Genomic DNA, 13891 nt, shown 5'->3' with positions numbered 1-13891 from the left:
TGTTGAGAGGGACATTTAACTGACTGAGGAACAAGGGATGAGTGAGATTGTGATACGCCACGCGGAACCGAAAGATTATGACGCCATTCGTCAGATCCACGCCCAGCCGGAGGTGTACCACAACACGCTACAGGTTCCTCACCCTTCGCTGGAAATGTGGCAGATGCGGCTAGGCGACCAGCCCGGTATTAAGCAACTGGTTGCCTGTATTGACGATATCGTGGTTGGGCACCTCACCATTGATGTTGCCCAGCGCCCGCGCCGCAGCCACGTGGCCGATTTTGGTATCTGCGTAGGCGCACAGTGGCACAACCGCGGCGTCGCCAGCGCGCTGATCCGCACCATGATCGACATGTGCGACAACTGGCTGCGCGTCGACCGCATCGAATTAACGGTGTTTGTGGATAACGAGCCGGCAATAGCCGTGTACAAAAAACACGGATTCGAGATTGAAGGTACTGGCAAGCGCTACGCCCTGCGCAACGGTGAGTATGTGGATGCGTATTATATGGCGAGAATGAAGTAATTTGTTGCCGGGTGGCGGCTTCGCCTTACCCGGCCTACATTCGTGCCGTTGTAGGCCCGGTAAGCGCAGCGCCACCGGGCAACAAAATCAGTACCCCGCTGTTAAATCATCCACCGAGCGCGGGTCCGACGCCCCAAACAGCGCGCCGTCCGGCCCGACCATAATGCTCTGAGTACTGCCCATCGCCTCTTTTACCGCCACCTTCTGTCCACGTTGCTCCAGCAGTTTGATGGTGTCCGGGCTAAAGCCCTTCTCAACGCGCAGTTCATCCGGCAGCCACTGGTGATGAAAACGCGGCGCGTTGGTCGCTTCGGCGACGTTCATCCCAAAATCGATACTGTTGACCACCATCTGCAATACCGTAGTGATAATCCGGCTTCCGCCAGGACTGCCGGTGACCAGCCAGGTTTTACCGTCTTTCACCACGATAGTGGGTGACATGGATGACAGCGGTCGCTTCTTCGGCCCAACCGCATTCGCATCGCCGCCGACCAGACCGTAGACGTTCGGCACGCCCGGCTTGGCAGAGAAATCATCCATCTCGTTGTTAAGCAGAATGCCGCTGTTGCCCGCCACAATCCCGGTACCAAAGGTGGTGTTGAGCGTATAGGTCACCGCCACCGCGTTACCGTCTTTATCCACCACCGAGAAGTGGGTGGTCTGGTTGCTTTCATACGGTGCCAGCTTGCCGGGGCGGATCTCGCTGGACGGTTTAGCCTTGTTGATGTCGATCTCATCAGCAATGGATTTGGCATATGCCTTGTTGGTCAACGCCTGCCACGGCACCTTCACGAAGTCCGGGTCACCGAGGTATTCCGAGCGGTCGGCGTAGGCGCGTTTTTCGGCCTCCGCCATTACCTGCATCGCATCCGCGCTGCCGAAGCCGAACTTATGCATATCGAAGTTTTCAAGAATATTGAGGATCTGCACGATGTGGATCCCGCCGGAGGACGGCGGTGGCATCGAGAAGACTTCGTAGCCGCGATAGGTTCCGCTAATCGGCTCACGCTCTACCGCCTTATACTCGGCCAGGTCCGCTTTGGTGATGAGCCCGCCGTTTTTCTTCATCTCTTCAGCAATCTGGTCAGCAATCGCCCCTTTGTAGAACGCGTCCGGACCGTTTTCAGCTATCAGCTCAAGGCTTTTGGCGAGGTTCTTCTGCACCAGCTTATCGCCCTTCTTCAACGGCTCGCCGTCTTTCCAGAAGATGGCTTTACTGTTTTCGTGATTGGGAATCACTTCACTGCCGTAGGTTTTGAGATCGTCCGCCAGAGCGTCATTCACCACAAAGCCGTCCCGGGCCAGTTTAATGGCTGGCTGCACCACTTTGTTCAGCGGCATGGTGCCGTATTTCTCCAGCGCCAGCGAGAAGCCCGCCACGGTGCCCGGCGTGCCGCTTGCGAGATGGGAAGTCAGGGATTTTTTACTGTCCGGGTTCCCCTGGTCGTCGAGGAACATATCGCGGGACGCCTGAGCAGGCGCCATTTCGCGGAAGTCGATGGCGGTCGTTTTGCCGTCTTTGGTGCGCAGCATCATAAAGCCGCCGCCGCCCAGATTCCCCGCCTGCGGGTGCGTTACCGCCAGTGCATATCCCACCGCGACCGCCGCATCTACCGCGTTACCGCCCTGTTTGAGAATGTCGACGCCCACATGGGTTGCCAGCGCATCCACGGACGCCACCATACCGTGGGTTGCCCGCACGGGATGAAAAACATCTTCCTCCACGCCATACGATACTGGCGGAGCCGCTGGCGGGTTGGCCGCCACGCTAAATGTCCCGCCTGCCATCAGCGCGGCGATGGCGACCCAGCGCAAAAACGTTGGTTTCATCATTATTGTTCTCCAGGTGAAGGGATCCATATTCCCCGCTTAAGCCTGGTTCACAACTCCTAAAAAATCATCGTCATGGTGAAATCAGGGTAAACTTAAGAGAGACCTCAACAGGAGGAAATGACAATGAAACGCTTACTGATTCTTGCGGCGCTGATCCCGTTTGCCGCGCTCGCACAGCCACTTAACACCATGAACAACCCGAACCAGCAGGGTTATGTCATCCCGAGCCAGCAGCGTATGCAGACGGAGATGATGAGCCAGCAGCAACAGCAAAAAGGGATGCTGAACCAGCAGTTGAAAACACAGACCCAGATGCAGCAGCAGAGCCTGCAAAATCAGATGAACGCCAACACCCAGCGCGTACAGCAGGGACAGGTGCGTGAGCAGCCGCTGCCGAATAAAAACGGTGGGATGTTAGGTGGGATGACGTCGTCAGGCAGCGGACAGCAGCATATGCTGCCGTCGCAGTCGAATGGCAGTATGCTTAACCCGCAGAACTAAAGTTCGGGCCGATCAGGTCTATGGCATCGGTACAGATGCTGTCCACGCCCCAGCGCAGCAGTTCGGCTGCACGCTGGGGTTTATTCACGGTATAAACCAGAATATGCAGACCCGCGTCTTTGAGCATCTTCACCCGCGCCTCGTCCAGCAGCCTGTGATTGAGATGGATAGAGACACAGCCTAAGCGGGTCGTCAGCTCGCGCCAGTCCTCACGCCACTCGTCCAGCAGCAGCCCACGCGGGAGTTCAGGCACGGCAGCCTGGGCCGCTTCCAGGGCGTCAATTTCAAACGAGGAGAGCAGCGGCGCCGTCATCCCTCCCCATAGCTCACGCGCGGCCAGCGCAATGACTTTACCCGTCAGCGTCCCGGTGCCGGTGGTCGGTTTGATTTCAATGTTTGCCATCATGCCGTGCTGACGACAGCGGTCCGCCACCTCCGCCAGCAGCGGCAGCGGTTCGCCTTTGAATTCACCGCTGTACCAGCTTCCGGCATCCACTTTCAGCAGATCGCGCCACGGCAGTTCACCCGCCACGCCCCAGCCGTTGCTGGTGCGTTCGAGGTTGTCGTCATGCAGCAGGAAAATCTCGCCGTCCTTTGACAGCTTGGCGTCAAACTCGATCATCGTGTGACCGTAGCGCGCGCCAACATCAATCGCCGCCAGGGTATTTTCCGGCGCCAGTTTACCGCCGCCACGGTGGGCGACGATGTGGGGATAAGGCCAGTTGCTCATACTCGTTGTCCTGTTTCACCATCAAAGAGGTGCAGATGATTTTCCGGCAGGTGCAGCCACAGCGTGCTGCCTGCTTTCGGGCGCTCCTGATGTGCCAGACGCACCACCATTTTTTGCTCGCCCCAGCGCCCGTGCGCCAGGTTATCTGCCCCCAACATCTCCAGCGTGTCCATCACCAGCGGCACGCCGCCGTCCGCCTGAGAGGTTAAACCGATATGCTCGGGGCGGATCCCGAGCGTCATCTTACGCCCGGCGTAGCCACGATAGTACCAGTTGATCGGTAATGCCATCCCGCTTTCCAGCTCAAAGTGCGTGCCTGCATTGCTGATACGCCCTTCCAGCAAATTCATTGCCGGGCTGCCGATAAAGCTCGCCACAAAGCGGGTGGCCGGTTTCTCGTAAACATCCACCGGCGTACCAATCTGCTCGGCGATGCCTTTGTTCATCACCATCACGCGCTGGGCAAGGGTCATAGCTTCGACCTGATCGTGGGTCACGTACAGGGAGGTGGTTTTCAGACGGCGATGGAGCTGTTGCAGCTCAAGACGCATCTGCACGCGCAGCTTGGCATCCAGGTTGGAGAGCGGTTCATCGAACAGGAATACCGCCGGGTCGCGCACGATGGCGCGCCCCATCGCCACGCGCTGGCGCTGACCACCGGAGAGCTCGCGCGGGCGGCGCTTGAGCAGGCCGTCCAGTTCCAGAATGCGTGCCGCTTCTTTGACGCGCTCGTCGATATGGCCTTTGCCCATGCCGCGGATTTTCAGCCCCCACGCCATATTCTCTTCCACGCTCATGTGCGGATAGAGGGCGTAGTTCTGAAACACCATCGCAATACCGCGATCCTTCGGTTCCATCTCGGTGACGCGCTGGCGGTCAATCCAGATATCGCCCGAGGTCACGCGCTCCAGCCCCGCCACCATGCGCAGCAGGGTGGATTTGCCGCAGCCGGACGGGCCCACCATCACGATAAACTCGCCGTCCGCCACGTCGAGCGTGAGCGGCTGAATGACCTGGGTTTTGCCGTCCCAGCTTTTGGTTACTGCCTGAAGTTTTAAACCTGCCATCTTATTTCTCGCTATCGACCAGGCCGCGGACAAACGCGCGCTGCATGGCTAAAACAATGACTACGGGTGGGATAAGGGTGAGCAGCATCGCCGCCATCACCTGGTTCCAGAGGGTGGTGCCTTCGCCGGTGGCAATCATGCCTTTGATGCCCGCGACGGCGGTGCCGAGGCTGACGTCCTGGATAATCAGCAGCGGCCACAGGTACTGGTTCCAGCCGTAGATAAAGGTGATCACAAACAGCGCCGCAAGATTGGTTTTCGACAGCGGCAGCACGATATCGCGGAAGAAGCGCATAGGTGACGCGCCGTCGATACGCGCGGCTTCAATGAGCTCGTCCGGCAGGGTCATAAAGAACTGGCGGAACAGGAAGGTGGCGGTCGCCGAGGCCATCAGCGGCAGGGTTAAGCCCGCATAGCTGTCGAGCATCTTCAGGTTGGCGATCACTTCCACCGTCGGGAAGATACGCACTTCCACCGGCAGCATCAGGGTGATAAAGATCATCCAGAAGAAGAGGTTGCGCAGCGGAAAACGGAACCAGACGATGGCGAAGGCGGAGAGCATCGACACCGTGATTTTGCCGACGGTGATGCCGAACGCCATGATGAAGCTGTTGAGCATCATCAGCCAGAACGGCGCGCTGTTCGCGCCCACGCCCTGGGTCCAGATGGTCTTCATGTTCTCAAACAAATGCGAACCTGGGATCAGCGTCATCGGCGTGTCGAACACCGCTTTGGTGTCCAGCGTGGCGGCGACAAACGCCACGTACAGCGGAAACAGGATGACGATGATCCCTAAAATCAGCATGGTATGGCTGAAAATCGTCAGCCCGCGACGGTTCTCAATCATTGGTAGCGCACCTTACTTTCAACATAGCGGAACTGCACCACCGTGAGGATGATGACGAGGAACATCAGCACCACCGACTGCGCGGCGGAGGCAGAGAGATCAAGCCCCGCAAAGCCTTCACGGTAGATCTTATAGATAAGCGTCGTGGTCGCCTGCACCGGGCCACCCGCGGTCGCCGCGTCGATCACCGGGAAAGTGTCGAAGAAGGCGTACACAAGGTTAACCACTAGCAGGAAGAAGCTCACCGGGGCGATCAGCGGCAGCGATAATCTGAAGAAGCGGCGAACCGGCCCTGCGCCGTCAATCGCCGCGGCTTCCACCAGCGAACGCGGGATGGACTGCAGTGCGGCAAAGAAGAACAGGAAGTTATAGCTGATCTGCTTCCACACCGAGGCGAACACCACCAGGAACATCGCCTGACCGCTGTTCTGGGCGTGGTTCCAGTCGTAACCCAATTCGGCCAGGAAATGGGTAATCAGCCCGCGCCCCGGGTTAAACAGGAAGATCCACAGCACGGCCGCAACGGCGGGCGCGACGGCGTAAGGCAGCAGCATCAGGGTCTGATACAGGCGGCTGCCGCGCACCACGTAGTCCACCAGCGCGGCAAAGAACAGCGAAGCGACCAGACCGCTGACGGTGACCAGCGCGCTGAATTTCATCGTCGTCCAGAAGGAGTCCAGATAGTAGCTGTCGTGGAACAGCGCGGTGAAGTTGTCCAGGCCGACAAACTGGCTGGACAGCCCGAACGGATCGACGCTTTGTACCGAGTACCACAGCGCTTCGCCCGCAGGCCAGATAAAGAAGATAACGGTGATGACCAGCTGCGGCGCGACCAGAAGATAGGGCAGCCAGCGGGAACGGAACACCGGACGGGATGATGACATTGAGATTGGGTTCCTGAGCAATGCCGGGTGGCGGCTACGCCTTACCCGGCCTACATGTGGCACGTCGTAGGCCCGGTAAGCGAAGCGCCACCGGGCGAATCACAGATTACGATTTGGTCGACTGCTCAAAACGGCGCAGCAGCTGATTCCCGCGTTCTACCGCTGAATCCAGCGCCTGTTGAGGCGTTTTCTTCCCGGTCCACACGCTTTCCAGCTCTTCATCCACGATGGTGCGGATCTGCGGCATGTTGCCCAGACGCAGACCTTTGGTGAACGGCAACGGCGGCTTGTTCAGCATCTGTCGCGTCGCGATATCCGCGCCTGGGTTTTTGCTGTAGAAGCCCTGCTCGCGGGTCAGGTCATAGGCGGCTTTGGTGATCGGCAGGTAGCCGGTTTTCTGGTGCCACTCAGCGGCAATCTCTGGCTTCGCCAGGAAGTCGAGGAACTCGGCCACGCCTTTGTAGGTGCCCTTGTCTTTGCCCTGCATCACCCACAGGCTGGCCCCGCCGATGATGGCGTTCTGCGGCGCGCCCTTCACGTCAGCGTCGTACGGCATCATGCCCACGCCGTAGTTGAATTTGGCGTAGTGACGGATATCTGCCAGCGAACCGGAAGACGCGGTGGTAATGGCGCAGTCACCGTTGTAGAACTTTTCAGTGGATTCGTCTTTACGGCCGAAGTAGCTGAAATCGCCCTTTTTGTTGAGCGCTTCCAGCAGCGCAATGTGCTTCACCTGCTCCGGCTTGTTGAACTCCAGTACCGCGTCAGTGCCGTCGAAGCCGTTGTTTTTGGTGGCAACCGGCAGGCCGTGCCAGGCGCTGAAGTTTTCAATCTGGATCCAGCCCTGCCAGCCGCTGGCGTAGCCGCACTTCATGCCCGCCGCTTTCAGCTTAGCGGTGTATTCCGCCAGGTCTTGCCAGGTTTTTGGCGGCTGCTCCGGATCTAAACCGGCTTTCCTGAAGGCATCTTTGTTGTAGTACAGGACCGGCGTGGAGCTGTTAAACGGCTGAGACAGCAGGTGACCGGTTTTGGAATCGGTGTAGTAGCCCGCCACGGTTGGCACGAACTGCGACTCGTCGAAGTTGATGCCCGCCTCTTTGAAGACTTCATAGACCGGCTTGATGGCTTTCGAGGCCATCATGGTCGCGGTACCCACTTCATAAACCTGTAACAGTGCAGGGGCGTTACCGGTACGGAAGGCGGCGATGCCCGCGCTCAGGCTCTGCTCGTAGTTGCCTTTGTACACCGGCACAATCTTGTAATCCGGGTGGGTGTCGTTGAAACGCTGCGCCAGGGAGTCAACTTCTTTACCCAACTCCCCTTCCATGGAATGCCAGAATGGAATGGTGGTGACAGCCATTGCGTTCGTCGCAAAAGCCAGACCCAGTGCCAGACCCAAAGCTGTGTGTCGTAACGATGTCATTGTCATCTCTCTTATTGTGCCGGATGCGCGATATCACGCGTTTTATGCTCGCGAGGTAACATGACATGCTCGAATGACAGAAAAATAACTGTTTGTTTACAGATAAGTGACAGCAAAGCGTCAGGGGGATGATGGTTGTGTGAAGGGTGTTGGGGGGTTGGGTGATTGAGTGCGGTCTGATGCCCTCACCCCGGCCCTCTCCCACAGGGAGAGGGAGAAAGGCATGTAGGCCCGGTAAGCGTAAGCGCCACCGGGCAACACAGACGGCTTAGCCTCCGAGGTACGCGCTCCGCACCGCTTCGTTCGCCAGCAGCGCATCGCCGGTATCTTCAAGCACCACGCGGCCGTTTTCCAGCACGTAGCCACGGTCGGCGAGCTTCAGCGCCTGGTTGGCGTTCTGCTCGACGAGGAAGATGGTCATCCCCTCTTTACGCAGCTGCTCGATGGTGTCGAAGATCTGCTGGATAATGATCGGCGCCAGACCGAGCGACGGTTCGTCCAGCAGCAGCAGGCGTGGCTGGCTCATCAGCGCGCGGCCAATCGCCAGCATCTGCTGCTCACCGCCGGACATGGTGCCCGCACGCTGAATACGGCGCTCCCACAGGCGCGGGAAGAGTTCGTATACCCACTTGATGCGGGTCTGGTATTCATCGCGGTGAGCGAAGAAGCCGCCCATCGCCAGGTTCTCTTCCACCGTCATGCGCGAGAAGACGCGACGCCCTTCCGGAACAATCGCCACCGCTTCACGCATGATTTTTGCAGTCTGCCAGTCGGTAATGTCTTTGCCATCAAACACAATCCGCCCGCTGGTAGCCCGCGGGTCGCCGCACAGGGTACCGAGCAGCGTGGTTTTGCCCGCGCCGTTGGCGCCAATCAGGGTAACGATTTCACCCTGATTGATGTGCAGGCTGACGTCGTGCAGCGCCTGGATCTTGCCGTAGTGCGCATTGACCTTGTCGAACGTTAACATCGCTTTTTCCATCTTATGCCTCACCAAGGTACGCGCGGATCACGTCCGGATTGTTGCGGATCTCTTCCGGCGTGCCGTTTGCCAGCGGCGTGCCCTGGTTGACCACGTAAATACGGTCCGAAATACCCATCACCAGCTTCATGTCGTGCTCAATCAGCAGGATGGTGGTGTCGTGGTGATCGCGTAGCTCGGCAATCAGCTCGTCCAGCTCTTTGGTCTCTTTCGGGTTGAGGCCCGCCGCCGGTTCGTCGAGCATCAGGATCTCCGGCTGCGTCACCATGCAGCGCACAATCTCCAGACGACGCTGATCGCCGTAGGCCAGGTTGCTTGCCTGACGGTTGGCGTGCTGCAGCAAGCCGATGCGGTCGAGCCAGGTGGCGGCGCGGTCGAGGGCCTCCTCCTGGGCGCGGCGGAAGGCCGGAGTCTTCAACAGACCGGAGAACAGCCCGGTTTTGAGCTGCTGATGCTGTGCCACCAGCAGGTTCTCAATCACCGTCATCTCGCGGAACAGGCGCACGTGCTGGAAGGTACGCACCACGCCCATGCGGGCAATTTGCTGGCCCGGCAGCCCTTCCAGGTGCTTATCGCGCAGCATGATGGTGCCGCCCGTCGGCTTGTAGAAACCGGTCAGACAGTTAAACACCGTGGTTTTTCCCGCGCCGTTGGGGCCAATCAGGGAGACGATCTCTTTCTTATGCAGATCCAGATTCACGTTGTTGACCGCCAGCAGGCCGCCAAAACGCATCATCAGACCGTTAACGGATAATAATGGCTGACTCATGCCTGCTCTCCTTTCGCTTTCCCGTTCTTCAGCTTCAGCTGTGGACGGGTCATCGGCAGCAGGCCCTGCGGACGCCAGATCATCATCAGCACCATCAAACCACCCAGCATCAGCATGCTGTATTCGTTAAAGTCACGCATCAGCTCGCGCGAGACCACCAGCAGGATGGCCGCGAGAATGACGGCAAACTGCGAGCCCATCCCGCCGAGCACCACAATCGCCAGCACAAAGGCCGATTCGGCAAACGTGAACGATTCCGGGCTGACGAAGCCCTGACGCGCGGCAAACAGCGTCCCGGCGAAACCGGCAAACGCGGCGCTGATGGTAAACGCGGTCAGCTTGATGCGGGTCGGGTTCAGGCCCAGGGAGCGGCAGGCGATCTCATCTTCACGCAGCGCTTCCCACGCGCGGCCCAGCGGCATGCGCAGCAGACGGTTAATCACGAAAAGGGTCACCACCACCAGCAGCAGCGCAACCAGGTAGAGCCAAATCACGCGGTCGGACGGGTCATACTTCACGCCAAAGAAGTTGCTGAAGGTATCCCAGCCGCCTTCGCGGGCGGTACGGCTGAACTCCAGCCCGAAGAAGGTCGGTTTCGGGATCTGGCTGATGCCGTTCGGACCACCGGTGATTTCGGTGTTATTCAGCAGCAGGATACGGACGATTTCGCCGAAGCCTAGGGTCACAATCGCCAGGTAGTCACCGCGCAGGCGCAGCACCGGGAAGCCCAGCAGGAAGCCCGCAGCGGCAGAAACCAGGCCCGCCAGCGGCAGACAGGTCCAGAAGCCGAGGCCGTAATAATGGTTCAGCAGCGCGAAGGTGTAGGCACCGATGGCGTAAAAACCACCGTAGCCCAGCACCAGCAGGCCAGAGAGCCCCACCACCACGTTCAGACCGAGACCCAAAATCACGTAAATCATGGTCAGGGTAGCGATATCCACCGTGCCGCGCGAGACCACGAATGGCCACGCCACGGCCGCCACCAGCAGCGCCACGAGGAACAGCTTTTGCTTCACGGTGGAACCGTCGATTGCCGGCAGGACGAATTTCGGGCCAGAAACGTTTTTCAGCGTCTTCTGGAACAGCGGACGCAGCAGCTGGAACAGGAACACCACCGCCGTGCCAATAAACACCCACTGCCAGCGGATGTCAGGTGCGGTATCCACCACCAGTTTGGTGCCGCTCAGCTCCAGCTGGACGCCCATAAAGACGCCCGCCAGCACGAAGAACATGGCGGCAGAGAGCAGCGCCATTGCAAAATGCATCGGTTTCATACTTTCTCTACCTCCGGACGGCCCAGAATACCGGTAGGCATGACCAGCAGAACCAGAATCAGCAGGGCAAACGACACCACGTCTTTATATTCGGTGCTCAGGTACGCCGAGGAGAGCGCTTCCGCCACGCCCAGGATCAGGCCGCCGATCATCGCGCCAGGAATACTGCCGATACCGCCAAGTACTGCCGCGGTGAAGGCTTTCATTCCGGCCATAAAGCCGATGTACGGGTTGATCACGCCGTAGAACTGTCCGAGCAGCACGCCCGCCACTGCCGCCATCGCGGCGCCGATCACGAAGGTCAGGGCAATCACGCGGTCAGTATTGATGCCAAGCAGGCTCGCCATCTTCAGGTCTTCCGCGCAGGCACGGCAGGCGCGCCCCATGCGGGAATAACGGATGAACAGCGTCAGGGCGAGCATCGCAATAAAGGTCACGACCCAGATAACAAGCTGCATGGTGGTGATAGAGGCAGAGAAGTTTTCGCTGGCCCCCACGATCCACTGGCCGTTAAACAGGCTTGGCAGCGCCACGTCGCGCGACCCTTCGGTCAGGCTGACGTAGTTTTGCAGGAAGATCGACATACCGATGGCGGAGATGAGCGCAATCAGACGCTTGGAGCTGCGCACCGGCCGGTAGGCCACGCGCTCGATGCTCCAGCCGTAGGCGCTGGCAATCACAATCGCGCCGACAAACCCGGCGGCAACCAGCAGCCAGCTGCTGTCGATGCCCATCATCATCAGGGCGGCGATGATCATAAAGGAGATGTAGCTACCGATCATGTACACCTCGCCGTGGGCGAAGTTGATCATGCCGATAATGCCGTAAACCATCGTATAGCCGATGGCAATCAGCGCGTAGGTGCTTCCCAGCGTGACGCCGTTAAACATCTGCTGCAGGAAATAGAGAAACTGCTCGGACATATGCAAACCTTTTTATTCCCGCCCGGCGGTCCGGGCGGCGGGATAATTATTTGGCGGCCGAGGAAGACCCGTCGGCGTGCCACTTAAAGACACCAAACTCAAATCCCTTCAGATCGCCTTTCTCATCCCAGTTCAGCGGCCCAATCACGGTGTTCGCCCCGTGTGCTTTTAAATCTTTCACCAGATCCAACGCCTCTTTGCTGCCGGTACGCTCCAGAGCCGTCGCCAGAGACTGTACGGCCGCGTAGGTGATCCAGACATACGGACCACTCGGGTCCTTTTTCTGCGCCTTAAGCGCATCAACGATAGCCTTGTTCGCCGGATCCTGGTCATAGCGTTTTGGCATCGTAACCAGCATGCCTTCGGCAGAATCGCCCGCGATGTTCGACAGGGAGGCATTACCCACGCCCTCTGGTCCCATAAACTGGGTTTTCAGACCGGTGGCGCGTGCCTGACGCAGCATCTGCCCCATTTCAGGGTAGTAGCCGCCGTAGTAAACGAAGTCGATGTTCTCTTTTTGCAGACGAGCAATCAGCGCGGAGAAGTCTTTCTCACCGGCAGTGATGCCGTCGAAGAAGACGATGTTCGCGCCACCTTTTTTCAGGCCGTCCTGAACGGAACGCGCCAGGCCTTCGCCGTACTGCTGCTTGTCATGAATGATGGCAATGCGCTTTGGCTTTACGGTTTCGAGGATAAATTTGGCGGCGGTGGGTCCCTGGGAAGAATCGAGACCGGCGGTACGCATAATGTGCTGATAGCCGCGCTGGGTCAGTTCTGGGTTAGTGGCGCCGGGGGTGATCATCAGAATACCTTCGTCTTCGTAGATATCAGACGCAGGCTGGGTGGACGATGAGCACAGGTGGCCAATCACATACTGGATGCCATCGTTGACGATTTTGTTGGCGACCGCGACGGCCTGTTTCGGATCGCAGGCGTCGTCATATTCCACGCCCACCAGCTTATCGCCTTTGATGCCGCCTTTGGCGTTGATGTCTTTGATGGCCTGGCGCGCGCCGTTGAACTCCATATCACCCCACTGGGCAACAGGGCCGGACATTGCGCCCACGACCGCAACTTTGATCTCTTCCGCCATGGCTGCATGCGAGATCGCCAGTGCAACCATTCCCGCGATAAATGTTTTCGCGTTCCTTTTCATCTCAGAATCCCCATTCGTGATGTCGTGTTTATATTTTGTTTTATTATGGTTAAAAAGCATTCTGTACTTTTAATGCACAACGCTATTTTTACCAGTGCCTTTAATGGTTTAGCGCAGTTTTTTGCCAAAAACCAGACTAAAATCTCTATTTTTCAGGCGATTAAGCAAAGATAATATTCTGAAATCATGCAGAGATAAACAAATAAAAGTGCAGTTTGCAGCATAAAATAACGGTACAAAGCGCCGAATAAATCACTACCACTCAGGTTAAAATTCTGCTTATTTTTCGATCCATGTGTTTTCAAACTGCCCAGCGCGTTACCAAAAAACTAATCACCTGGTTAATGAGAATAAAAAGAGGAAGCCGCTGAGTGAATAAATTGAGTACACTGCCCCTACTCAATTTGATTTGGACATGTAGCTAATGAAACTGACTATCGTGCGTCTGGTGACCTTTAGCGACCAGGATCATATCGACCTGGGCAAGATCTGGCCGGAATATTCCCCTTCGTCGCTACGCGTCGACGAGACTCACCGCATTTATGCCGCGCGTTTCAACGAACGCCTGCTGGCTGCGGTTCGCGTGACCCTGAGCGGTACAGAAGGGGCGCTGGACTCACTGCGTGTACGTGACGTCACCCGTCGTCGCGGCGTGGGGCAGTATTTAATTGAAGAAGTGATCCGCGAAAACCCGAACGTGACCTCATGGTGGATGGCTGACGTAGGCGTAGAAGACCGCGGCGTGATGGCGGCGTTTATGCAGGCGTTAGGGTTTACGGCGCAGGAGAGCGGGTGGGAGAAGCGCTAAAAGAAAGCCGGGTGGCGGCTGCGCCTTACCCGGCCTACATTCTCCACCGTATTTTCCCAAGCATTTCGTGTTGCAGGAAGGCGGCAAGTTATGAAATCCCCGGGAGCTTACATAAGTAAGTGACCGGGGTTGAATAACGCAGCCAACGCACCTGCGGCGCGAAAGGCG

Annotated in this window: 14 protein-coding genes; 3 read left to right on the top strand and 11 right to left on the bottom strand. The window is 58.1% G+C overall.

Going from position 1 to position 13891, the window contains the following annotated elements; translation table 11 throughout:
- The first annotated feature begins 37 nt into the window (after window positions 1-37).
- Window positions 38-526 (top strand): N-acetyltransferase, encoded by a 489-nt coding sequence (gene yhhY, locus L383_RS04080; RefSeq protein ID WP_014882131.1) that lies wholly within the window; start codon window positions 38-40, stop codon window positions 524-526.
- Window positions 527-613: 87 nt separating this feature from the next.
- Here yhhY and ggt read toward each other — a convergent pair whose 3' ends face one another.
- Entirely contained in the window at window positions 614-2359 is a 1746-nt protein-coding gene (gene ggt / locus L383_RS04085; RefSeq protein WP_023331796.1) for a gamma-glutamyltransferase, read from the bottom strand.
- A 123-nt stretch (window positions 2360-2482) separates the two neighbouring features.
- Here ggt and L383_RS04090 point away from each other — a divergent pair, with 123 nt between their 5' ends.
- Window positions 2483-2860 (top strand): DUF2756 family protein, encoded by a 378-nt coding sequence (locus L383_RS04090; RefSeq protein WP_023331795.1) that lies wholly within the window; start codon window positions 2483-2485, stop codon window positions 2858-2860.
- Here the strand turns inward: L383_RS04090 and ugpQ are convergent.
- The 10 genes from ugpQ to livK form a co-directional block, all read right to left on the bottom strand.
- The gene (gene ugpQ / locus L383_RS04095) at window positions 2844-3590 is read right to left on the bottom strand and encodes a glycerophosphodiester phosphodiesterase (RefSeq protein ID WP_023331794.1); all 747 of its coding nucleotides are present in this window, start codon (window positions 3588-3590) and stop codon (window positions 2844-2846) included. The genes L383_RS04090 and ugpQ overlap by 17 nt on opposite strands.
- Window positions 3587-4657 (bottom strand): sn-glycerol-3-phosphate import ATP-binding protein UgpC, encoded by a 1071-nt coding sequence (locus L383_RS04100; protein ID WP_014882127.1) that lies wholly within the window; start codon window positions 4655-4657, stop codon window positions 3587-3589. Before L383_RS04100 ends, ugpQ begins: the two co-directional genes overlap by 4 nt.
- A 1-nt stretch (window position 4658) precedes the next feature.
- The gene (gene ugpE / locus L383_RS04105; protein ID WP_023331793.1) at window positions 4659-5504 is read right to left on the bottom strand and encodes a sn-glycerol-3-phosphate ABC transporter permease UgpE; all 846 of its coding nucleotides are present in this window, start codon (window positions 5502-5504) and stop codon (window positions 4659-4661) included.
- On the bottom strand, window positions 5501-6388 hold the full coding sequence (gene ugpA / locus L383_RS04110; RefSeq protein ID WP_023331792.1) for a sn-glycerol-3-phosphate ABC transporter permease UgpA: 888 nt from the start codon (window positions 6386-6388) through the stop codon (window positions 5501-5503). Before ugpA ends, ugpE begins: the two co-directional genes overlap by 4 nt.
- Before the next feature lie 106 nt (window positions 6389-6494).
- The gene (ugpB, locus tag L383_RS04115; protein ID WP_023331791.1) at window positions 6495-7811 is read right to left on the bottom strand and encodes a sn-glycerol-3-phosphate ABC transporter substrate-binding protein UgpB; all 1317 of its coding nucleotides are present in this window, start codon (window positions 7809-7811) and stop codon (window positions 6495-6497) included.
- A gap of 268 nt (window positions 7812-8079) precedes the next feature.
- On the bottom strand, window positions 8080-8793 hold the full coding sequence (livF, locus tag L383_RS04120) for a high-affinity branched-chain amino acid ABC transporter ATP-binding protein LivF (RefSeq protein WP_006812273.1): 714 nt from the start codon (window positions 8791-8793) through the stop codon (window positions 8080-8082).
- 1 nt (window position 8794) lies between these two features.
- A complete protein-coding gene (gene livG / locus L383_RS04125) occupies window positions 8795-9562 on the bottom strand; it encodes a high-affinity branched-chain amino acid ABC transporter ATP-binding protein LivG (RefSeq protein WP_014882123.1) in 768 nt (255 codons plus the stop codon).
- Window positions 9559-10836 carry a branched chain amino acid ABC transporter permease LivM gene (gene livM / locus L383_RS04130; RefSeq protein ID WP_023331790.1) on the bottom strand — a complete coding sequence of 426 codons (1278 nt, stop codon included), beginning with the start codon at window positions 10834-10836 and terminating at the stop codon, window positions 9559-9561. The genes livG and livM overlap by 4 nt, the downstream gene beginning before the upstream one ends.
- Window positions 10833-11759 carry a high-affinity branched-chain amino acid ABC transporter permease LivH gene (gene livH, locus L383_RS04135; protein WP_014882121.1) on the bottom strand — a complete coding sequence of 309 codons (927 nt, stop codon included), beginning with the start codon at window positions 11757-11759 and terminating at the stop codon, window positions 10833-10835. Before livH ends, livM begins: the two co-directional genes overlap by 4 nt.
- A 46-nt stretch (window positions 11760-11805) precedes the next feature.
- Window positions 11806-12915 (bottom strand): high-affinity branched-chain amino acid ABC transporter substrate-binding protein LivK, encoded by a 1110-nt coding sequence (gene livK, locus L383_RS04140; protein ID WP_023331789.1) that lies wholly within the window; start codon window positions 12913-12915, stop codon window positions 11806-11808.
- Window positions 12916-13339: 424 nt separating this feature from the next.
- Between livK and panM the strand changes: the two genes are divergently transcribed.
- Window positions 13340-13723: an aspartate 1-decarboxylase autocleavage activator PanM gene (panM, locus tag L383_RS04145; protein ID WP_014882118.1), complete on the top strand. Its 384-nt coding sequence runs from the start codon at window positions 13340-13342 to the stop codon at window positions 13721-13723.
- The last annotated feature ends 168 nt before the right edge of the window (window positions 13724-13891 follow it).

Origin of the sequence: Enterobacter sp. MGH 37, assembly GCF_000534515.1 — a bacterium.
GTDB lineage: Bacteria > Pseudomonadota > Gammaproteobacteria > Enterobacterales > Enterobacteriaceae > Enterobacter > Enterobacter kobei.
Note: the sequence above shows the minus strand (reverse complement) of the source record. Positions and strands in the feature narration are given on the sequence as shown.

What these genes read in the sequence shown, in the direction of transcription:
- ugpE (WP_023331793.1), bottom strand. Translation starts at nt 5,504, where the DNA reads ATGATTGAGAACCGTCGCGGGCTGACGATTTTCAGCCATACCATGCTG.
- livF (WP_006812273.1), bottom strand. Translation starts at nt 8,793, where the DNA reads ATGGAAAAAGCGATGTTAACGTTCGACAAGGTCAATGCGCACTACGGC.
- ugpQ (WP_023331794.1), bottom strand. Translation starts at nt 3,590, where the DNA reads ATGAGCAACTGGCCTTATCCCCACATCGTCGCCCACCGTGGCGGCGGT.
- ggt (WP_023331796.1), bottom strand. Translation starts at nt 2,359, where the DNA reads ATGATGAAACCAACGTTTTTGCGCTGGGTCGCCATCGCCGCGCTGATG.
- livM (WP_023331790.1), bottom strand. Translation starts at nt 10,836, where the DNA reads ATGAAACCGATGCATTTTGCAATGGCGCTGCTCTCTGCCGCCATGTTC.
- ugpA (WP_023331792.1), bottom strand. Translation starts at nt 6,388, where the DNA reads ATGTCATCATCCCGTCCGGTGTTCCGTTCCCGCTGGCTGCCCTATCTT.
- livK (WP_023331789.1), bottom strand. Translation starts at nt 12,915, where the DNA reads ATGAAAAGGAACGCGAAAACATTTATCGCGGGAATGGTTGCACTGGCG.
- panM (WP_014882118.1), top strand. Translation starts at nt 13,340, where the DNA reads ATGAAACTGACTATCGTGCGTCTGGTGACCTTTAGCGACCAGGATCAT.
- L383_RS04100 (WP_014882127.1), bottom strand. Translation starts at nt 4,657, where the DNA reads ATGGCAGGTTTAAAACTTCAGGCAGTAACCAAAAGCTGGGACGGCAAA.
- livH (WP_014882121.1), bottom strand. Translation starts at nt 11,759, where the DNA reads ATGTCCGAGCAGTTTCTCTATTTCCTGCAGCAGATGTTTAACGGCGTC.
- yhhY (WP_014882131.1), top strand. Translation starts at nt 38, where the DNA reads ATGAGTGAGATTGTGATACGCCACGCGGAACCGAAAGATTATGACGCC.
- L383_RS04090 (WP_023331795.1), top strand. Translation starts at nt 2,483, where the DNA reads ATGAAACGCTTACTGATTCTTGCGGCGCTGATCCCGTTTGCCGCGCTC.
- ugpB (WP_023331791.1), bottom strand. Translation starts at nt 7,811, where the DNA reads ATGACATCGTTACGACACACAGCTTTGGGTCTGGCACTGGGTCTGGCT.
- livG (WP_014882123.1), bottom strand. Translation starts at nt 9,562, where the DNA reads ATGAGTCAGCCATTATTATCCGTTAACGGTCTGATGATGCGTTTTGGC.